This window comes from Klebsiella sp. Sb-30 (assembly GCF_057652795.1).
In genome coordinates this window covers 4,837,466-4,857,908 of record NZ_CM172749.1, presented here as the reverse complement: position 1 = coordinate 4,857,908, position 20,443 = coordinate 4,837,466, and the positions used below count along the sequence as shown (strand labels likewise).

Sequence of the window (20,443 nt, the reverse complement as noted above, 5' to 3'; positions counted from 1 at the left end):
CTCCCCTCCCGAACGGGAGGGGAAGGGAAGCGTTACGCGTCCGGGAACTCTTTAATGAAGTTCTCGACGTCTTCAACCATATGGTTGTTGCCGACGAAGAAAGAACGACGCTGGTGCAGGCTGGTTGGGATGATATCGAGAATACGTTCTTTACCATCGCTGGCTTTACCGCCCGCCTGTTCCGCGAGGAACGCCATCGGGTTGCATTCGTACAGCAGGCGCAGCTTACCGTCCGGGTGGCTGGCGGTGCTCGGATACAGATAGATGCCGCCTTTCAGCAGGTTGCGGTGAAAATCCGCCACCAGCGAGCCGATATAGCGCGAGGTGTAGGGGCGCTGGGTTGCGCTATCTTCTTCCTGACAGAACTTGATGTACTTCTTCACGCCCATCGGGAACTTGATGTAGTTACCTTCGTTAATGGAGTAGGTGTTGCCTTTCTCCGGGAAGCGCATGCGCTCCTGAGAGAGGCAGAATACGCCAAGAGAAGGATCGTAGGTGAAGGCATGTACGCCGCAGCCGGTTGTATAGACCAGCATGGTGGAAGAGCCGTAAACCACATAGCCTGCCGCGACTTGCTTGCTGCCCGGCTGCAGGAAATCTTCAACGGTGACCGGTGTTCCAACCGGAGTTATGCGACGGTAGATGGAGAAGATAGTCCCGACGGAGACGTTAACGTCGATGTTAGAGGAGCCATCCAGAGGGTCCATGAGCACCACGTATTTCGCGTGTTCACAGCCTTCAAAGACGACGATCTCATCTTCTTCTTCGGAGGCAATCCCTGCCACGATATCGCGCGCTCGCAGTGCAGCTTTCAATTTTTCATTGGCGAACAGGTCGAGTTTTTGCTGTACCTCACCCTGGACGTTTTCAGCACCGCTGGCACCCAGGATATCGACCAGACCGGCCTTGTTGATATCGCGGTGGATGATCTTGGCGCCTAACTTTATCGCCGACAACAAAGCAGTAAGCTCGCCGGTTGCGTGGGAGAACTCGTGTTGCTTTTCGACAATAAATTCACCTAACGTTTTCATAACCCGTTCCCTGCATGTTTATGTGAAGTAAAACGAACGCAACAATCTTAACAAAGAATAAAAAAAATACGCACAGGTGAATCGCGCCAGCAAAAAACGGATTCGCCTGAAATGCATTTCTCTGATGCTGTACATATGGGTAAAATGTGCCCCAGATTAAAAAGGGAAACGACGAATGCGCATTCATATTTTAGGTATCTGTGGCACGTTTATGGGAGGACTGGCGATGCTGGCTCGTTCTCTCGGTCATGAGGTAACGGGGTCGGATGCTAACGTCTATCCGCCAATGAGTACCCTGCTGGAAAACCAGGGCATCGATTTGATTCAAGGCTATGATGCCAGCCAGCTGGAACCCCGGCCGGACCTGGTGATCATCGGTAATGCAATGACCCGCGGCAATCCGTGCGTCGAAGCGGTACTGGAAAATAACATTCCGTATATGTCCGGCCCGCAGTGGCTGCATGATTTCGTCCTGCGCGATCGCTGGGTTCTGGCGGTTGCCGGTACCCACGGGAAAACCACCACCGCGGGAATGGCGACATGGATCCTTGAAGCCTGTGGCTATAAGCCTGGTTTCGTGATCGGCGGCGTACCGGGTAACTTCGATGTTTCCGCCCGTCTGGGCGACAGCCCGTTCTTCGTTATCGAAGCCGATGAGTATGACTGTGCCTTCTTCGATAAACGTTCCAAATTTGTCCACTACTGCCCGCGTACGCTGATCCTCAATAACCTTGAATTCGATCATGCGGATATCTTTGACGACCTGAAAGCGATTCAGAAACAGTTCCATCATCTGGTGCGAATTGTGCCGGGTAAAGGCAAAATTATCCTGCCGGAAAACGACATCAATCTGAAACAGACGATGGCGATGGGCTGCTGGAGCGAGCAGGAGCTGGTGGGCGAGCAGGGCCACTGGCAGGCGAAGAAGCTCAACGCCGATGCTTCGCAGTGGGAAGTCTGGCTGGACGGCGAGAAAGCCGGGGAAGTGAAGTGGGATCTGGTCGGTGAACACAACATGCATAACGGCCTGATGGCGATTGCCGCGGCTCGTCATGTTGGCGTGCTGCCGGCCGATGCCGCCAATGCGCTGGGCGGTTTTATCAACGCACGTCGCCGCCTTGAGCTGCGCGGCGAAGCCAACGGCGTGACCGTGTATGACGATTTCGCCCATCATCCGACGGCGATCCTGGCGACGCTGCAGGCGCTGCGCGGTAAAGTCGGCGGAACCGCGCGAATCCTCGCGGTACTGGAGCCGCGCTCCAACACCATGAAAATGGGGGTGTGCAAAGACGATCTGGCGCCGTCCCTGGGCCGTGCCGACGAAGTGTTCCTGCTGCAGCCGCAGCACATTCCGTGGCAGGTTGCGGAAGTGGCGGACGCCTGCGTGCAGCCTGCGCACTGGAGCGCCGATGTCGATGTCCTGGCCGATATGGTGGTCAAAACCGCGCACCCGGGCGATCATATTCTGGTGATGAGCAACGGTGGTTTTGGCGGCATTCATCAGAAGCTGCTCGATAAGCTGGCCAGCAAAGCCGCCGCAGCGGAATAACTGCGCGGCCTGTCCCGTTCTGCCCTCCGCGCGAGGGCAGATCTCCTTTTGTGACTCTGGATTTGTCATGCTCACAGCGAAAAAAATCACCGCTATCGACTCGGTTTATTTTTCTGCCGTTGATGCGCTGTACGTCAAAGCGTTTCCGTGGCATGAACAGCGAGAACCGGCGGCAAAGCAGCAGGCGCTGCGCGATCCGCGCTATGCGCTGGAAGCGTGGTTTGACGGGGAACTCTTTATTGGCCTGAGCGGCTGCTGGCAGTTTAGCGGCTACAGCTATATTGAACATCTGGCGATTGACGATACGCTGCGCTCTCGCGGCTATGGCAAACGCCTGCTGGCCGGGATCCTTGAACGCGCGCCGTTGACCATTCTGGAAATCGACCCGTTAACCAGCGACATTGCCCATAAGCGGCTGCGTTTTTATGAAACGATGGGCTTTCGCGCCAGTTCGTGGTCGCATTCTCACCCGAGCTATCATGCCGGCATCGCCGATCATGCATTGCTGGTGCTGGGCTACCCTCAGGCGGTTGATGAAGCGCAGTATCGGCGTTTTGCTGAGGATTTACGTCAGGTGGTGATGGCGTAGGCAGGCTGCCCGGGTCCGACGCGTTGGCCGCAACCCGGGGCATGCTTCAGGTGTTAAATTACTCCTTCGCGATAGGCGTTTCGTCTTCTGTCACTTTGGTATCACCCTGAATTGCGGCAATTTTCTTCTCAACGTCGGCAACCTGTTCGCTGCTGTGCAGCAGTGTATAGGTCAGGTCAAACTGCGTGCTGGCTCCTGGCTGAAGCTGTTTCACGCGTTTCTGTTCGCGCTCAATGGTGACCGGATAGGCATAGCTGGTGCCCGGCTCAATACCGGTGACGTAGCCCTGTTTTTCGCTGTCGGTGTTTTTCCACAGCGTCAGCACCGGTAGCTGGCGGGTATCAAACTGAATTGACGCCCCTTTATCTCCCGCCTTGTTAACCACCGCGGCCAGGGTCTGGTGGTTGTCATCCGCCAGCGGCTGAATATTGAATACCATCTCGTCGAACCCTTTGGTCGGCCCGGCGTAGGTTTGCCAGGTCTTCAGGCCCGCTTTGGCATAGTCGTTGAACGGACTGATGCTGGACATAGGTGCCAGAAAACGCGCTCCCTCTTCCAGAATCGGCGTACCGAAGTTGCTGTGATAAATGATCTGGTAATCATGCGGGTAATCCGCGTGGTTGGTTAAGACATCATGCAGGCTGAAGCTGTTGCTGCCGGGGACATAGCGCAGTTCGGTCGTGGTCTGCAAATCGGCTTTTTTGAAGGTGCTCTCTTTCACCAGCCCGCGAATGCGGATCTCATACGGGGCGGTATCCGCCACTTCGACTTCCACCTGCGATGCCGGCGTATTCCCGGCTTTACCGTGCAGGGTATAAATTTGCCCGTCAGCAGCGACCGGGTGGCCGGTCCACTCATAGCCGCAGCGCACCATCATCTCATTGAAACCTTCCAGCCAGCCCAGCCCGTTCCGGCTTTCGAGGTTGATAAAGGCCGGATTGACGACCTCTTTCACCGGTGAATCCCAGCCCATTCGCGTGCCGAAACCTTCAATTTTCAGCAGGTTCATGCCCCGGGTCGGGCTGAGGGCGATAGTCAGGCCATCTTTACTGCGGATGACCAGAATTTTACTGCCTTCCTGTTTGCCGCCGTGGAGGACTTTTTGCTCAATGCTGAAATCGCGATCTTTTATCTTCAGCTGATCGCTTGTTATCTGCCAGTTTCCTTTGTCAGTGCCGCTTTCAGCGCTTGTCAGCACCCACGTTTTCGCCGCTACCTGACCGGAAATAAGCATGGAAATGGCCGTCAAAATCAGAGTCTTTTTCATTTTTCATCCCTTTTGCTGAATCGATTGTGTTTCCGATGAAGGGAATCTAATTGCAAGTGGCCGATTAAAACGTGAAGTGCCTCACCTGGTGAGTAAATGCGCATTTTTAAATTTTTAAATGCGATAAAGATCGCTTTTTATAAGCAATATGAAATTAATTCGACTTTAAATATGTGAATTTAAGCATCATTAGCTTTAACGATTCAGCTTTTTGGGGAATGGTAAAAACCGGGCGAACGCCAGGGCGGTAATCAGGAAACAGGAATCAGGAAACAGGAATCAGGAATGAGGAATCAGGAATGAAGGTGAGGGCGCGCGTAGAGAGCGGATATTCCCGGCGAGGCTATCGCTTGCCGGGCTACAGGTACAGCGTTATCCGGTAGCCCGGACAGGCGCAAAGCGCCGCCTCCGGGAAAATCTGGCGGGCAAACGCGGAGTTAGCTTTCGCCTTCAGCCAGTTCACGCAGATACTGGAAGATCAGGCGCGCGGATTTCGGCGGCTTGTTGCCTTCTTTCTCTTTTTTGGCGTTACGGATAAGCGAACGCAGCTGCTGACGATCGGCGTCAGGCCACAGGTTTAACACTTCCGGGACCGCATCATCACCCTCTTCAATCAGGCGATCGCGAATCATTTCCAGCTTATGGAACAGCGCAACCTGCTGGTTGTGACGGTTCTTCAGCTTGTCCAACGCCTGGCGAATCGGATCGACATCGCGGCTGCGCAGCATTTTACCAATCAGCTGCATCTGGCGGCGGCGACCCTCTTTCTTGATACGTTGGGCGAGTTCAATGGCGTCGCGCAGGTCGCTATCGAGCGGGATTTTATCCAGCGCGTTTTTTCCCAGCTCAACCATTTCAGCGCCAAGACGCTTCAGTTCTTCCGCGTCACGTTTAATTTCACTTTTACTGACCCAGATAATTTCATCGTCTTCATCTTCAACGTCATCACCGGGCACGTCGTCGAGCCAGTCATCGGGCTGCTTAGTCATCTCAGGCTCCTTAAAAAAAGAGGCTAATGTTACCAGTTAAGGCGCGCACTGAAAAACGGTTCTCTGTTAGACTTCACTTAACACCTTCCTACATTATGGCATTAGCGATGAAAGTCATCTCTCAAGTTGCACAACAGCGCAAGACGCTGGAAGAGGCCGTGACCACGGCGCTGGAACTGGCGGCAGGCAAATCAGACGGTGCGGAAGTCTCCGTCAGCAAAACCACCGGCATCAGCGTCAGCACCCGCTACGGCGAGGTGGAGAACGTAGAATTTAATAGCGATGGTGCGTTAGGCATCACCGTTTATCATCAGAACCGCAAGGGAAGCGCCTCTTCAACCGATCTGAGCCCGCAGGCGATAGCCCGCACGGTACAGGCGGCACTGGATATTGCCCGCTATACCTCCCCGGATCCGTTTGCCGGCGTGGCGGATAAAGAGCTGCTGGCCTTTGACGCCCCGGATCTTGACCTGTTCCATCCGGCGGAAGTGACTCCGGATCAGGCAATCGAGCTGGCCGCGCGCGCGGAACAGGTCGCTCTGCAGGCGGATAAACGCATTACCAATACCGAAGGCGGCAGCTTCAATAGCCACTACGGCATTAAAGTGTTCGGCAACAGCCACGGCATGTTGCAGAGCTACTGCTCAACTCGCCATTCGCTCTCCAGCTGCGTTATCGCGGAAGAGAACGGCGATATGGAGCGCGATTACGCTTACACCATTGGCCGTGCGCTCGAAGATTTGCATACCCCGGAGTGGGTTGGTGACGAATGCGCCCGCCGCACCCTGTCGCGCCTGGCACCGCGTAAACTCTCGACGATGAAAGCACCGGTTATCTTTGCTAACGAAGTCGCCACCGGGCTGTTTGGTCACCTGGTCGGCGCTATCGCCGGCGGCGCGGTCTATCGCAAATCCACTTTCCTGCTCGACTCCCTCGGCCAGCAGATTCTGCCGGAGTGGCTGACGATTGAAGAGCATCCGCATCTGCTGAAAGGACTGGCCTCGACGCCGTTCGACAGCGAAGGCGTGCGCACGGAACGTCGTGACATTATTAAAGACGGCGTGCTGACGCAGTGGCTACTGACCAACTACTCGGCGCGCAAGCTGGGCATGAAGAGCACCGGACACGCGGGCGGCATTCATAACTGGCGGATTAACGGCCGCGGTCTGAGTTTTGAAAAGTTGCTTAAAGAGATGGGCACCGGACTTGTCGTCACCGAATTGATGGGGCAGGGTGTCAGTGGCGTGACCGGCGATTATTCGCGCGGCGCTTCTGGCTTCTGGGTTGAGAATGGTGAAATTCAGTATCCGGTAAGCGAAATTACCATCGCCGGCAATTTGAAAGATATGTGGCGTAATATCGTGACCGTGGGTGACGATATTGAAACGCGTAGCAATATCCAGTGCGGTTCCGTGCTGTTGCCTGAGATGAAAATCGCCGGACAGTAATAGCGGATTATCCCCACTATTCACCATCCAGTTTGCAGAATAATCTGTACAGAAGGGCGCTCCCTGCGGCGCCCGTTTGCTTAAATAATAAAAAAGGATGTGAGCAATGCGTAAAAAACTGTTAGCAATGCTGGCCGTCTCCGCCCTTACGATGGGGTCTGTTTCGGCATTCGCCGCTGAACTGGGCGAAGATATGGATACTATCGCGCAAAACCTGCAGGTGGTGCAGAAGACCTCCGATGCGGGCGAACTGAAAGCGGCATTGACGAAGATGCGCGGTGCCGCCGTGGATGCGCAGCAAGCCACCCCGCAGAAGCTGGAAGGCAAAGCGGCGGACAGTGCGGAAATGAAAGACTATCGTCACGGTCTGGATATTCTGATTGGTCAGATTGACGGTGCGCTGAAGCTGGCGGAGGAAGGTAAAGTAAAAGAGGCGCAGGCTGCCGCTGAAGGGTTCAAAACAACCCGTAATACCTACCATCAGAAATACCGTTAACGTCTGTTACAGGAGGTTTCTGTCGAGACCTCCTGCTTGTCTCCCGCGATAAAACCCTGCTGGCATCACACTTTTCCCTTTTTCTTTTCCGCTTATTCAGGCAACGGCAATCGCCAACGCAATGATTTTCTTGTGATGCTCATCACGTGATTTCGCCCAAAACGTCCTCTCCGCGACAGTTTCACGTCGATTATGTGCAATAGATCACGCATGCCGTCCGCCTTTCCACTTCGAAGTGGAAAACAACTCGCTACAAACTCCTTCCCCCCGGCGCTAGTTTTATCCCCAGAGACATCAACGGGGTAACACAAGTGAATAACGGAGCGGTAATAAACGACGTAGGGGAACAGGCAAAGCAAACGGAGCAGTTGGCTGAGAAGATGCTGCCACGGGTTTATGCACTGTTAAGCCGTCGCAATATCATCCCCAACGCCGTCCAGGAGCAGATGCTGACTTCCCACGTGCGGGCGATGGCCCACCGGTCGATTAGCGGCGAGCCGCTGCCGGAAGTGGATGCCAGCCTGTTTGAAGAAATTTCAGAAGATTCAATGATGCTGGCCCGCGAAGTGGTCGCGGAATTCGGCAACCTGCCAGAAGAAGAGTCCTGGCTGCTGTCCGTCCACTTCGAAGTAGCAAAAGACAACCTGTAAGGAGCAATAAAATGGAACAGATTACTGTGGTAATTGGCGACCGCCTGGGTAAAGGGCAAAAAGTGGCCGCTGGCGCGGAAAAAGCCGGTGCTCGTGCTGTTGTTGTACCGGGTGTTGCCGCTGATATGAAGCTCGGCGACATGATGAAAGCAGAAAACGCCACCTTCGGCATCTCCTTCTGCGGCAGCGGCGGCGCAGGCGCCATCACTGCGCAGAACAAGCACGGCTACAAGGCAAAATATGGCATGCGCTCCGTTGATGAAGGCGTGACTGCGATCAACGAAGGCTACAACGTACTGGGTTTCGGCTTTATGGATAAAGAAGAGCTGGGCGAGCGCCTGGTGGAAGCCTGGAAAAAGAAATACGGCGCGTGAGCATGAAAGAGCAATTCACCACGACGGTGAGCGTGAAGGGTAAAGGCGAAAGCAAAGCACGGGCCTTCGCCGACGCCCTGAGCCATGTACAGGCAGCGGTGATGAAAACCTCGCCGCATATCTTACTGCGTATTGAGCCACAGGATGTGAAGGTTGTTCGTGCGCATGAAGCGACGCGCAAAGAAGCGTTTCTGTTCTTCTTTTTGCGTCGTGAACGACGGACCTACAGCGTGGAGCTGGATGTCACCGTCAACGTGACGGCCATTAATGTCGATAAAGTGGATTTCGTCACGCAAACCTGAATTTCATCATAGGGTTAAACTATGTTCCTGATAATTTTAATAAAATCGCTCATTATCGGCGGCCTGGTCGGCGTCGGAGTGGGCGCCGGAGCGGCACGCATGTTTCATGCGCCTACCACCCAGGGGATGGGGGCGTTTCGTACCTTGGGCGAGCTGAATTCCTGCGAAGGCGATCCGGCTTCTCACTTCTCCTTTGGTCTGGGATTCTTCTTTAACGCCTGGGCCTCTTCCGTTGCAGCAGGCTCATTCACCCAGGACGTCGATCACCGCATTATCCCGAACTGGGGCGCTGCGGCATTGATGTTGAAAAATCGTAACGTCGGCGAAACGCTGCACGATCCGAAGAAAATGGCGATTGCCTGCGGCATCATCGGCATGCTGGTGGTCGCCTTCTTAAACCTGACCGCCTCTTCCGTACCGGAAGCGCTGCAGGTCACCGCGGTGAAGGTGCTGGTCCCGGCGGCCAACCTGCTGGTTAACACCGTAATGCCGGTTATCTTCTGGCTGGCGGCCATCGACGCCGGTAAAAAATCGGGCTTCTGGGCCACTATTTTCGGCGGCGCGGCGCAGCTGATTATGGGCAACGCCGTACCGGGCCTGGTACTGGGGATCCTGATCGGTAAAGGCGTAGAAGAGAGCGGCTGGAACCGCGTCACCAAAGTGATGATGTCCGCCATTATTGCGCTGTTTGTCCTGAGCGCCTTCTTCCGCGGCTTTGACATTAAGACACTGCAATCCTTCCATCTGACCGTGCCGAACTGGTTGGATCTGATCCACAACTCGCTCAGCGGCAAATAACAGGAGCCTCTAAATGGAACAGAATAAAGGTTTTTGGTATGCCGACTGGTCGTTTCCGATTTTTGTTGGTCTGCTTTCGTCCGGTGTTTTCGCCGGGACCCACATGTATTACCTCTACGGAATCGGCGCATTTAACGAAGTGGCCTTCGTGGCCATGCTGAAAGCGGGTATTGATACCGGCGCTTATGGCGCGGTAGCCGCGTTCGGCGCCAGCTTCCTCTTCGCCCGTATTATCGAAGGTTCGCTGGTCGGGATCCTCGATATCGGCGGCGCGATTCAGACCGGCGTCGGTCTTGGCGTTCCGGCGCTGCTGCTCGGGGCTGGTATTGTCTTCCCGGTGGCGAACTTTGCCGCCTCGCTGGCGACCGGTCTCGCGCTGGGCCTGGCGATTGGCTACATCATTATTCTGGCGCGTAAGTTCACCATCAATCAGAGCGACTCCACCTACGGTGCCGATGTGATGATGGGGGCCGGTAACGCCTCGGGCCGTTTCCTCGGGCCGTTGATTATCCTCAGCGCCATGACCGCCTCAATTCCTATCGGTATCGGTTCTTTGGTCGGCGCGCTGCTGTTCTACATCTGGCAGAAGCCGATCACCGGCGGCGCCATCCTCGGCGCAATGATTTTAGGTTCGCTATTCCCGGTAGCGCTGTGACACCAACGGGCGCCTATGCGCCCGCCTTAACAGGAGATACGTATGTTTGATTTACTCCTGCGCCGTGCGCGCCTCGTCGACGATACCCTGACCGATATCGCCATCCAGGACGGAAAAATTGCCGCGCTGGGCGAGATTAGCGCGTCTGCGCGCAAAACCGTCGATCTGCATGGTAATTATTATGTCAGCGCCGGCTGGATTGATTCCCACGTTCACTGCTACCCGAAGTCACCGATTTATCATGACCAGCCGGACAGCATCGGTATTGCTACCGGCGTCACCACCGTGATTGATGCCGGGAGCACCGGTGCAGACGATGTCGATGACTTTTATCAGCTGACCCGCGAAGCGGCTACCGACGTTTATGCGCTGCTCAATATCTCCCGCGTCGGGCTGATTGCCCAGAACGAGCTGGCCAATATGGCCAACATTGACGCGGATGCGGTGAAGCAGGCGGTCGCACGCCACCCGGATTTTATCGTCGGCCTGAAGGCGCGCATGAGCAGCAGCGTTGTCGGCGAGAACGGAATTACGCCGCTGGAGCGGGCGAAAGCCATCCAGCGGGAAAACGGCGATCTGCCGCTGATGGTGCATATCGGCAACAACCCGCCGAACCTCGATGAAATCGCCGAACGGCTCAGCGCAGGCGACATCATTACCCACTGCTATAACGGCAAACAGAACCGCATCCTGACGCCAGAAGGTGAGCTGCGCAGCGCGATTACCCGCGCGCTGCAGCGCGGCGTGCGGCTTGATGTCGGCCACGGTACCGCCAGCTTCAGCTTCGAAGTGGCCCGACGGGCCATTGCGATGGGCATTCTGCCGCACAGCATCAGTTCCGATATTTACTGCCGCAACCGTATTGACGGCCCGGTTCGCTCGCTGGCGCTGGTGATGTCGAAGTTCCTCGCCATCGGCATGACGCTGCCGCAGGTCATTGATTGTGTCACCGTGAATGCCGCGAGTGGGCTGCGCCTGAAGAGCAAAGGGCAGCTGGCCGTGGGCTATGATGCCGATTTAACGCTGTTTACCGTGCAGCATGCGCCGACGTTACTGGTCGACGCGGAAAAAGAGAGCCTGCAGGCTGACAATATTCTGGTGCCGCTTGCCGCGATTCGCGCAGGCAAGGGCTATCTGACCGAACAAGGGAGCGCGGAAAATGCCTTCGATTTTTGAAAAATACCATCTCAAGCAAGTCATCAATACCTCCGGCCGCATGACGGCGCTGGGTGTCTCCACTCCGCGTCCGGAAGTGGTGGAGGCGGTGATGAGCGGCATGAATCACTATTTCGAAATCAAAGACCTGGTGAATAAAACCGGGGAATACATTGCGCAGCTGCTGGATGTGGAGGGGGCGACCGTCGTCTCCTGCGCCTCGGCGGGGATCGCGCAGTCGGTCGCGGCGGTGCTGGTGAAAGACAGCAGCTGGCTGCTGGAGAATCTGCACGTTACGCCGATTGAGAACAATGAAATCGTGCTGCCGAAAGGCCACAACGTCAACTTTGGCGCGCCGGTGGGTTCGATGGTCGCGCTGGGCGGCGGTAAGCTGGTGGAGGCGGGCTACGCCAACGAATGTTCCGCTGACCAGCTGGCGGCAGCGATTACCCCGCGCACCGCGGCGATTCTGTATATCAAATCTCACCACTGCGTGCAGAAAAGCATGCTCAGCGTAGAGCAGGCGGTGGTCGTGGCGCGCAAACATAACCTGCCGCTGATCGTCGATGCGGCGGCAGAAGAAGACCTGCAATGCTACTACCGGGCCGGGGCTGACCTGGTGATTTACAGCGGCGCGAAAGCGATTGAAGGGCCGACCAGCGGTCTGGTGGTGGGGAAAACTCAGTACGTTGAGTGGGTGAAACGCCAGTCGGCGGGTATTGGTCGGGCGATGAAGGTAGGTAAAGAGGGGATCCTCGGTCTGACCTGCGCGATTGAACACTATCTGCTGGCGCGCAAAGAGAGCGGTGATGAGATGGTTGCCAAAATGACGCCGTTCATTAACCAGCTGAACACGCTTAATGGCGTCACCGCCCGTGTTGTCTGGGACAGCGCCGGCCGTGATATCGCCCGTAGCGAAATCAAATTTGATGAAGCCGTTACCGGCATCGCCACCGGCGAACTGGTGGACGCGCTGAAACAGGGCGAATACGCCATCTATTTCCGCGGCTATAAGGCCAACGAAGGGATTATTGAAGCCGATGTTCGCAGCGTGAACGCGCAGCAGCTGGAGATTGTCTCTCGTCGCATCGCCGAGGTTCTGAACAAGGAGAAAAACGCATGAAACTGACCCCCAACTTTTACCGCGATCGGGTATGTCTGAACGTTCTGGCGGGTAGCAAAGACAACGCCCGCGAGATCTACGAGGCGGCGGAAGGTCACGTTCTGGTTGGCGTGCTCTCCAAAAACTACCCGGACGTGGCGAGCGCGGTGGCGGATATGCGTGAATATGCGCAGCTCATCGATAACGCACTCTCAGTAGGGCTGGGAGCGGGCGATCCGAACCAGTCGGCCATGGTCAGCGAAATCTCGCGTCAGGTACAGCCGCAGCACGTCAATCAGGTGTTCACCGGCGTCGGCGCCAGCCGTGCGCTGCTCGGGCAGAACCAGACCGTGGTCAACGGCCTGGTGTCGCCGACCGGCACACCGGGTAAGGTTAAGATCTCGACCGGTCCGCTGAGCAGCGGCGCAGCGGACGGCATTGTGCCGCTGGAAACCGCCATCGCCCTGCTGAAGGATATGGGCGGCAGCTCAATCAAATACTTCCCGATGGGGGGCCTGAAACACCGCGATGAGTTCGTCGCAGTGGCACAGGCCTGCGCCCGCCATGATTTCTGGCTGGAGCCGACCGGCGGCATCGATCTGGAAAACTACAGTGAAATTTTGCAGATCGCGCTGGACGCGGGCGTCAGCAAAATTATTCCGCACATTTATAGCTCGATTATTGATAAAGCCAGTGGCAATACCCGTCCGGCGGACGTTCGCCAGCTGCTGGAGATGACCAAAGCTCTCGTCAAATAGGTTTGCTGTCCCACCGCACGCGGTGCTTTGTGAGAGACGCGTGCGGAAACCCCCCATCGAACCATCAAGGAGTCACTATGCCCACCGCTCGTCACCTGCTTGTTGCTTCACTTTCTCTGTTGGCTGCCACCGTCTCCGCGCAAACGCATTATGCCTGGGTCGGTACCTACAACCCGAATGGCGAAGGCCTCTACCGGTTTACCGTCGACGGTAAAACCGGCGCGCTGCGCGATAAGGCCCTGGTCAGCTCGCTGCCGAACGTGGCCCAGCTCACCGTATCGCATGATGGTAAAACCCTGTATGCCGCCAGCGAAGTGGAAAAAGGGGTGGTACAGGCGTGGCGGATTGAAGCCAACGGTGAGCTAACCGATCTCAATCAGGTCTCTTCGGCGGGGGCCGGGCCGGTCTATCTGTCGCTGACACCGGACGGTCGTCATCTGCTGGTGGCAAACTATGTCAGCGGAACAGTGGCGGTGCTGCCGATCAAAGACGATGGCAGCCTCGGCGAGGCGGTTGATAGCCATCAGGATCAGGGCCCTGCCGGCGCAGAACGGCCGGCTGCGGCCGCCGAGGGGAGCTTTGCTATCAGCGATCATAACGGTCCCCATGCCCATATGATCGCCGCCGATCCGAGCGGGAAATATGTTTATTCTACCGATCTGGGGCTGGATCGGATCTATCAGTACCGGCTGGACAACGGCAGCGGCAAGCTCACGCCGAACGATCCGCCGTTTATCGCCGCCTCTTCTGCCGGCGCCGGACCGCGGCATTTTGTCTTTACGCCGGAAGGGGATGGTCTGTGGCTGATTAATGAAGAATCCTCGACGCTGACGTTCTATCATCTTGATAAGAAAAGTGGGCTGTTGCGCGAGGGCAAAACGGTCTCCGCGTTACCGCAAGCGTATAAAGGCACCAGTTTCGCGGCGGGGCTGGCGCTGAGCGCCGACGGAAAACAGCTGTATGTCGCCAACCGTTTACATAACAGCATTGCGCACTTTAGCGTGATGGCCGACGGCAGCCTGAGTCATCAGGAAGATATCTGGACCCGCGGCGACTACCCCCGCACGCTGACGCTGGATAATCAGGGGCAGTGGCTGTACGTCATGAACCAGCGTAGCGATAATATTACCCGTTTTAGCGTGGCGCCTCAGAGCGGTAAGCTGACCTTTGCCCCGGACTACACCCCGGTAGGCAGCCCATCACAGATGGTGATATCCGCTCAACCTTGAGCCGTAAGATGAAGGAACTGACATGCGATTTCCCAACCAACGTTTAGCGCAACTGTTTACTTTGCTGCAAAACGAAACGCTGCCGCAGGATGAGCTGGCGCAGCGGCTGTCGGTTTCTACTCGTACCGTGCGCGCCGACATTACCGCGCTTAACGCGTTGTTAGTGGAGTATGGCGCGCAATTCATACTCACTCGCGGCAGCGGCTATCAGTTGAAAATCGACGACCCGGCCCGCTACCAGACTCTGCAAGAGCATGCGCCGAAGCCGCAGCAGATTCCGCGTACGGCGGAGGATCGCATCAACTTTCTGCTGGTGCGCTTTTTGACCTCTGCGTTCTCCATTAAGCTCGAAGATCTGGCGGACGAGTGGTTTGTCAGCCGGGCGACGTTACAAAGCGATATGGCCGAAGTGCGCGAGCGCTTTCAGCGCTACCAGCTGACTCTCGAGACCCGCCCACGGCACGGTATGAGGCTGTTTGGCAGCGAAGTATCGATTCGCGCCTGCCTGACCGATCTGTTATGGCAACAGGCGCAGCAGGGGGGGATAAACCCGCTGATCGATGAAGAAGCGCTGAATTCGGATGTGCAGGAGCAGCTTGGGGACATGCTGCAGGAGATCCTGACCCGGCACCACGTGCGCCTCACCGATGAAGGCGAGCGCTTTATCCGGATGTACAGCGCAGTGACGGTGCGTCGCGTCAGCCAGGGTTATCCGCTGGCGGAATTCAGCGCGGAGGATGTCGCGCAAAACGTGCGGGATGCCGCGCGGGATCTGGCTGCGGTGCTGCAGCAGCTGGCGGGAAAGGCCCTCTCTCCGGCAGAGGAAGCGTGGCTGTGCGTACATCTTGCCGCCCGTCAGGTTCAGGACATCGATCCGGGTACCATCAGCGCCGACGATGGCGAAGCGCTGGTAAACTACATTCTGCGCTACATCAACAGCCAGTATAACTACAACCTGCTGGACGACACTCAGCTACATGCCGATCTGCTGACCCACGTTAAGACCATGATCACCCGGGTCCGCTACCAGATCATGATCCCCAATCCTCTGCTCGATAATATTAAGCAGCACTACCCGATGGCGTGGGACATGACTCTCGCTGCGGTGACCAGCTGGGGGAAATACACGCCCTATGCCATCAGTGAAAACGAGATTGGTTTCCTGGTATTGCATATTGGCGTCGGACTGGAACGTCATTACAACATTGGCTATCAGCGGCAGCCGCGGGTGCTGTTGGTATGCGATACCAGCAATGCGATGGTGCGGATGATCGAAGCCATTTTGCAGCGTAAATATCCGCAGTTAGAAATCGCCGCCACCCTGTCGCAGCGGGAGTATGAACAGCTGGCGGCGGTCGCTGAAGATTTTGTCATCTCGACCGTGCGGATTGGTGAAAAAGACAAGCCGGTGGTGACCATTGCGCCATTTCCGACCGATTATCAGCTGGATCAAATCGGTAAGCTGGTGCTGGTGGACAGGACCCGTCCGTGGGTGCTGAATAAATATTTCGATGCGGCCCATTTCCAGGTGATCGATGCGCCGATCGATCGGCAGACGCTGTTTGCCGGGCTGTGCCAGCAGCTGCAGCAGGAAGGATTTGTCGATGCCGGGTTCCATGACTCGGTGGTCGAACGCGAGGCCATCGTCAGCACCATGCTGGGCGACGGTATTGCGCTGCCTCACGCCCTTGGCCTGCTGGCGCAAAAAACCGTGGTCTATACCGTCATTGCGCCGAATGGTATCGCCTGGGGTGATGAAACGGCCCATATCATCTTCCTGCTGGCGATCAGCAAAAGCGAGTATGAAGAGGCGATGGCGATCTACGATATTTTTGTCACTTTCCTGCGCGAGCGCGCGATGGCCCGGCTGGCCGAGACACGCAGTTTCGATGAGTTCAAAGCGGTGGCGGTGGAGTGCGTCAGCCGTTTTTGAACGTCACTATCTCAAGCGGTGGACGACCTGATTGCTGCTGCCGCGCCAGATCAGCGCCGGATCTTTTAAATCTTCGACAAACTTGCCGTCGACCAGTACGTTAATCAGATCAACCACTTCCCGCTGCGCGTCGTTCAGCTCGTCGAGCTTATAACCGGTCCAGACCCAGATATCCTTGCCGGGGCATTCGGCGAGGATGCGGCGCACCAGCGCGAGGATCTCCGGCACGTTCTGCGGATGCAGGGGATCGCCGCCGGAAAGGGAGATCCCCTGGCGTTTGATCCGCGTGTCGTTGAGGTCGGCGATGATACGGTCGGCCATCTCGGTCGTGAACGGCAACCCGGAGTTGAGTCGCCAGGTGCTCTTGTTATAACAGCCGGGGCATTCGTGGACGCAGCCGGAGACGAACAGGGTGCAGCGAGTGCCGGGGCCGTTGACGATGTCGACAGGGTAATACTGATGGTAATTCATTGTTTCCTCTTCTCATTTGACGCTGCAGCGGCGTTGGCTGCGCTCGCTCGCCCGGGTCACTTACTACAGTAAGCTCCCCGGGACTGACTCGTTTGCCGCCTTGCTACAACGCCAACTGATTTGAGGAAACCTACGCTGGTGCGTTGTAGCCCGGATAAGCCGCTGGCGGCGCCTCCGGGGGGACGATGGTGAGATTAGCGTTGTAGCCCGGACAGGCCGCTGGCGTCGCTATCCGGGATGACGGTGGCGAAATTAGCCGATCTGCCCGTTACCCAAATGCTTAACGCGGCGTTTAACTTCTTCCTGCTTGCCAGCGTTGAACGGACGGGCGTCCGGGCTGCCGAGATAGCCGCAGACCCGTCGGGTGACCGACACCCGGGCGGCATCGTGGTTGCCACATTTCGGGCAGGTAAAGCCTTTACTGGTACATTCGAACTCGCCGGTAAAGCCGCACTCATAGCACTCATCGATCGGCGTGTTGGTACCGTAATAGGGGACATGCTGGTAGCTGTAATCCCAGACATCTTCCAGCGCTTTCAGGTTGTGCTGGATATTCGGGTATTCGCCGTAGCAAATGAAGCCCCCGTTGGCCAGCGGCGGATACGGCGCTTCGAAGTCGATCTTGTCGTACGGGTTAACCTTTTTCTCGACATCGAGGTGGAAGCTGTTGGTGTAGTAGCCCTTATCGGTCACCCCCTCAATGACGCCGAATTCGGCAGTATCAAGACGGCAGAAGCGATCGCAGAGGTTTTCGCTCGGCGTGCTGTACAGGCTGAAGCCGTAGCCGGTCTCTTCTTTCCAGCGGTCGACGGCGTCACGCAGACGTCGGACGATGGCGACGCCTTTTTCACGCAGCGCGTCGCTATCGTACATATGCTGGTTGCCAGACAGCGCGTTGATGGTTTCGTGGATACCGATATAGCCCAGCGAAATAGAGGCGCGACCGTTTTTAAAGATCTCTGATACATCGTCGTCGGCCTTCAGGCGTACGCCGCAAGCGCCTTCCATGTACAGGATCGGTGCCACGCGCGCTTTCACTCCTTCCAGGCGGGCAATGCGCGTCATCAGCGCTTTGTAAGCCAGCTCCAGACGGTTATCCAGCAGCTTCCAGAATGTCGCTTCATCACCTTTCGCTTCCAGCGCAATGCGCGGCAGGTTGAGGCTGATCACGCCGATATTGTTGCGGCCGTCGTGGATCTGCTCGCCGTTTTCTTCATAGACGCCGAGGAAGCTGCGACAGCCCATTGGCGTTTTAAACGAACCGGTGACTTTCACCACCTGATCGTAGTTGAGAATGTCCGGGTACATGCGCTTGCTCGCGCACTCCAGCGCCAGCTGCTTGATGTCATAGTTCGCGTCGCCGAACTTGTGGTTCAGGCCGTCGCGAATGGCGAACACCAGTTTCGGGAATACCGCAGTTTTGCGGTTTTTGCCCAGGCCGGCGATGCGGTTACGCAGGATAGACTGCTGAATCAGGCGGGATTCCCAGCTGGTGCCGAGACCAAAGCCAAAGGTGACGAACGGCGTCTGCCCGTTGGCGGTATGCAGAGTATTGACTTCGTATTCCAGCGACTGGAAGGCGTCGTAGCACTCTTTCTCGGTACGCGAACGGGCATAGCCTTCCGCATCAGGGATCTGCCACTCTTCGGCAATTTTACGGTGCTTGTTGAAGCTTTCTTTGACGAACGGCGCCAGCACTTCATCGATGCGGTTAATGGTGGTGCCGCCATAAATGTGGCTGGCGACCTGGGCGATAATCTGCGCCGTTACCGCCGTGGCGGTGGAGATCGATTTCGGTGGTTCAATCTCCGCGTTGCCCATTTTAAACCCGTGCGTCAGCATCCCTTTCAGATCGATCAGCATGCAGTTGAACATCGGGAAGAACGGCGAATAGTCGAGATCGTGGTAGTGAATCTCACCGCGCTCGTGGGCAAGCACCACATCGCGCGGCAGCAGATGCTGGCGGGCGTAATGTTTGGCGACGATACCGGCCAGCAGGTCGCGCTGGGTCGGGATGACTTTACTGTCTTTGTTGGCATTTTCGTTAAGCAGGGACGAGTTGGTTTGCTCAACCAGACCGCGAATTTCCTGGTTCAGGCGGCCGCGTTTTTCACGCTCGATATCGCGGTCGTGGCGATATTCGATATAGGCCCGGGCCAGCTGTTTCCACGGCCCTGACATCAGCTGGTTCTCAACGGCAGTCTGAATCTCGTTGATATCAACCTGGCTACGGTCCTGCATTTGCTGGCTAACGACTTCTGCGACGGTGGCGCAATAGTCTGCGTCATCGACTCCCGCTGCTTTAGCTGCACGCAGAATTGCTTCTTTAATGCGCTCAGATTTGAACGGCACTTTACAGCCATCACGTTTCATCACATGCGGTGTCATGATCACTCCATACTTTATAAAACAGGTTATCCACAGAGGCGGAAGTATCGCCGGCGTCGCGGGGGCTTTAGCTGCCGCCGTTTTGCGTCGGTTCCGGCCCTTTTTATCCACATCCCACCACCGCCACAGAACGATGGGATGTGCTGACATAATAGACGATTAATACAAGATGTAGGGCCGGGATGCATTCTAAGTTCTATATGTAGTGATTTGCATCAAAGATGTTTGCGATTTTATTGACGCAGAACAAAGTAAAAAGACGAGAGTACGGATGGTGGGCGCTGGGCGTTATGTAAATTTATCTGACTATAAAATAAGCAAAAATTGGCCTGAAGGGGGAAGTATTCAGGCCGGAAATGCCCTGCGTCAGGCCATCAGGGTGTCATTGAGCAGATCGACCAGCAGCAGCAGGGCATAGCGTGCCAGCTGCGGACTATCGGGGAGGGGAATAATATCGGCGGCCATATTGGCCAGCGCATGCTGTGGCGGCGTTAGCGCGATGATGGTGACGCCCTGGGTTCGCGCCTGGAGCGTTGCGCTTTGTAAAACCGTATCGGCCTCGGCGGTCACCAGCACCAGCAGCAGATGATCGTCGCTGAGGGTGCTGGCGGTCATGCGCATCAGCGAGGCATCCTGACACAGGTTAATGGCAATGCCGGCGGGCAGCAGCTGATGCTGGAGTAGCGATGCCAGCGCCGTATCCTGGGCGCCGAGGGCAAAGCAGTGGACGGCGCGGGCCTCGCGCAGCCGGGATTTGAGCTTTTCCACCGCCGTTTCCGAGGTATTCGCCAGCTGCTGGGCGAGGGTGGAGCCAAGATAGCTCAGCGCGTCCCGCCAGGCGGCGGGCAGGGCATTGCTGTCCGGCGCCAGCCAGCTGGCGCGGCGCTCGCTGGCCTGCGCCAGCTGCTTGCGCAGATCGCGAATATCCTCGCAGCCGACGGAGCGGGCAAAGCGGGTGATCGTCGCCGGGCTGACGCCGGCGCTGGCGGCCAGTTCGTCGATAGAAGCGCTGGCGGTAAAGCTTAAGTTTTTCAGGATAAACGCGGCGACTCGCGACTCCTGAGCGCTAAAACGAACTAACCCTTCCTGTAACTGACCTACGATATCCATCCTGACTGTCCCTTTCTCCGGAAGATGATTTGAAAATATTTTTCACTTATCGCTTTCTGCCATTTATAGCACCAGTACAGAGTTTTTCCTAATGACAGGCGAAGTCAGCGCTGAAAAAACGCAATAATAATGCTGAAAAATTCATCCCC

The 20,443-nt window shown here is 56.5% G+C and carries 20 protein-coding genes; 14 read left to right on the top strand and 6 right to left on the bottom strand.

From position 1 onward, the window contains the following. Positions 1-32 precede the first annotated feature (32 nt). Entirely contained in the window at positions 33-1,031 is a 999-nt protein-coding gene (gene fbp / locus AC236I_RS22690; protein ID WP_004857193.1) for a class 1 fructose-bisphosphatase, read from the bottom strand. Positions 1,032-1,206: 175 nt separating this feature from the next. Between fbp and mpl the strand changes: the two genes are divergently transcribed. Beyond that, positions 1,207-2,580, top strand: coding sequence for a UDP-N-acetylmuramate:L-alanyl-gamma-D-glutamyl-meso-diaminopimelate ligase (gene mpl / locus AC236I_RS22685; protein WP_004857194.1), 1,374 nt, complete (start codon positions 1,207-1,209; stop codon positions 2,578-2,580). A gap of 67 nt (positions 2,581-2,647) precedes the next feature. Continuing rightward, entirely contained in the window at positions 2,648-3,169 is a 522-nt protein-coding gene (locus AC236I_RS22680; RefSeq protein WP_004857197.1) for a GNAT family N-acetyltransferase, read from the top strand. A 58-nt stretch (positions 3,170-3,227) separates the two neighbouring features. Here the strand turns inward: AC236I_RS22680 and AC236I_RS22675 are convergent, their stop codons facing one another. Both AC236I_RS22675 and yjgA read right to left on the bottom strand, forming a co-directional pair. Further along, complete coding sequence (locus AC236I_RS22675; protein WP_065905696.1) at positions 3,228-4,436, bottom strand: aldose 1-epimerase family protein; 1,209 nt, start codon at positions 4,434-4,436, stop codon at positions 3,228-3,230. Between the two features lie 437 nt (positions 4,437-4,873). Further along, positions 4,874-5,425 (bottom strand): ribosome biogenesis factor YjgA, encoded by a 552-nt coding sequence (gene yjgA, locus AC236I_RS22670; protein WP_004857200.1) that lies wholly within the window; start codon positions 5,423-5,425, stop codon positions 4,874-4,876. A gap of 95 nt (positions 5,426-5,520) precedes the next feature. Here yjgA and pmbA point away from each other — a divergent pair, with 95 nt between their 5' ends. The 12 genes from pmbA (at position 5,521) to AC236I_RS22610 (ending at position 16,325) form a co-directional block, all read left to right on the top strand. Further along, positions 5,521-6,873 (top strand): metalloprotease PmbA, encoded by a 1,353-nt coding sequence (pmbA, locus tag AC236I_RS22665; RefSeq protein ID WP_004857202.1) that lies wholly within the window; start codon positions 5,521-5,523, stop codon positions 6,871-6,873. Between the two features lie 106 nt (positions 6,874-6,979). Next, complete coding sequence (cybC, locus tag AC236I_RS22660; protein WP_004857204.1) at positions 6,980-7,369, top strand: cytochrome b562; 390 nt, start codon at positions 6,980-6,982, stop codon at positions 7,367-7,369. A 311-nt stretch (positions 7,370-7,680) separates the two neighbouring features. Then, positions 7,681-8,019: a hypothetical protein gene (locus AC236I_RS22655; protein WP_015585305.1), complete on the top strand. Its 339-nt coding sequence runs from the start codon at positions 7,681-7,683 to the stop codon at positions 8,017-8,019. An 11-nt stretch (positions 8,020-8,030) separates the two neighbouring features. Next, positions 8,031-8,393, top strand: a complete 363-nt coding sequence (locus tag AC236I_RS22650; RefSeq protein ID WP_004098072.1) for an SFCGS family glycine-rich protein — start codon at positions 8,031-8,033, stop codon at positions 8,391-8,393. 2 nt (positions 8,394-8,395) lie between these two features. After that, positions 8,396-8,695 (top strand): DUF4312 family protein, encoded by a 300-nt coding sequence (locus AC236I_RS22645; protein ID WP_004857212.1) that lies wholly within the window; start codon positions 8,396-8,398, stop codon positions 8,693-8,695. Positions 8,696-8,716: 21 nt separating this feature from the next. Continuing rightward, positions 8,717-9,493, top strand: coding sequence for a DUF4311 domain-containing protein (locus AC236I_RS22640; protein WP_004857213.1), 777 nt, complete (start codon positions 8,717-8,719; stop codon positions 9,491-9,493). A gap of 13 nt (positions 9,494-9,506) precedes the next feature. Further along, complete coding sequence (locus AC236I_RS22635; protein WP_004857216.1) at positions 9,507-10,148, top strand: DUF4310 family protein; 642 nt, start codon at positions 9,507-9,509, stop codon at positions 10,146-10,148. A gap of 42 nt (positions 10,149-10,190) precedes the next feature. After that, the gene (locus tag AC236I_RS22630; RefSeq protein WP_487608647.1) at positions 10,191-11,324 is read left to right on the top strand and encodes an amidohydrolase/deacetylase family metallohydrolase; all 1,134 of its coding nucleotides are present in this window, start codon (positions 10,191-10,193) and stop codon (positions 11,322-11,324) included. Beyond that, complete coding sequence (locus tag AC236I_RS22625; protein WP_004857221.1) at positions 11,308-12,426, top strand: DgaE family pyridoxal phosphate-dependent ammonia lyase; 1,119 nt, start codon at positions 11,308-11,310, stop codon at positions 12,424-12,426. The genes AC236I_RS22630 and AC236I_RS22625 overlap by 17 nt, the downstream gene beginning before the upstream one ends. Beyond that, positions 12,423-13,163, top strand: coding sequence for a 2-dehydro-3-deoxy-phosphogluconate aldolase (gene dagF / locus AC236I_RS22620; RefSeq protein WP_004857224.1), 741 nt, complete (start codon positions 12,423-12,425; stop codon positions 13,161-13,163). Before AC236I_RS22625 ends, dagF begins: the two co-directional genes overlap by 4 nt. Before the next feature lie 77 nt (positions 13,164-13,240). Continuing rightward, entirely contained in the window at positions 13,241-14,392 is a 1,152-nt protein-coding gene (locus tag AC236I_RS22615) for a lactonase family protein (RefSeq protein ID WP_100662764.1), read from the top strand. 22 nt (positions 14,393-14,414) lie between these two features. Beyond that, a complete protein-coding gene (locus AC236I_RS22610; RefSeq protein WP_487608646.1) occupies positions 14,415-16,325 on the top strand; it encodes a BglG family transcription antiterminator in 1,911 nt (636 codons plus the stop codon). Positions 16,326-16,331: 6 nt separating this feature from the next. Here AC236I_RS22610 and nrdG read toward each other — a convergent pair whose 3' ends face one another. The 3 genes from nrdG to AC236I_RS22595 form a co-directional block, all read right to left on the bottom strand. Next, positions 16,332-16,796, bottom strand: a complete 465-nt coding sequence (nrdG, locus tag AC236I_RS22605; protein WP_004857235.1) for an anaerobic ribonucleoside-triphosphate reductase-activating protein — start codon at positions 16,794-16,796, stop codon at positions 16,332-16,334. A 252-nt stretch (positions 16,797-17,048) separates the two neighbouring features. After that, the gene (gene nrdD / locus AC236I_RS22600) at positions 17,049-19,184 is read right to left on the bottom strand and encodes an anaerobic ribonucleoside-triphosphate reductase (protein ID WP_004857238.1); all 2,136 of its coding nucleotides are present in this window, start codon (positions 19,182-19,184) and stop codon (positions 17,049-17,051) included. Between the two features lie 366 nt (positions 19,185-19,550). Beyond that, positions 19,551-20,294, bottom strand: coding sequence for a MurR/RpiR family transcriptional regulator (locus AC236I_RS22595; protein ID WP_015585302.1), 744 nt, complete (start codon positions 20,292-20,294; stop codon positions 19,551-19,553). Positions 20,295-20,443: the final 149 nt, after the last annotated feature.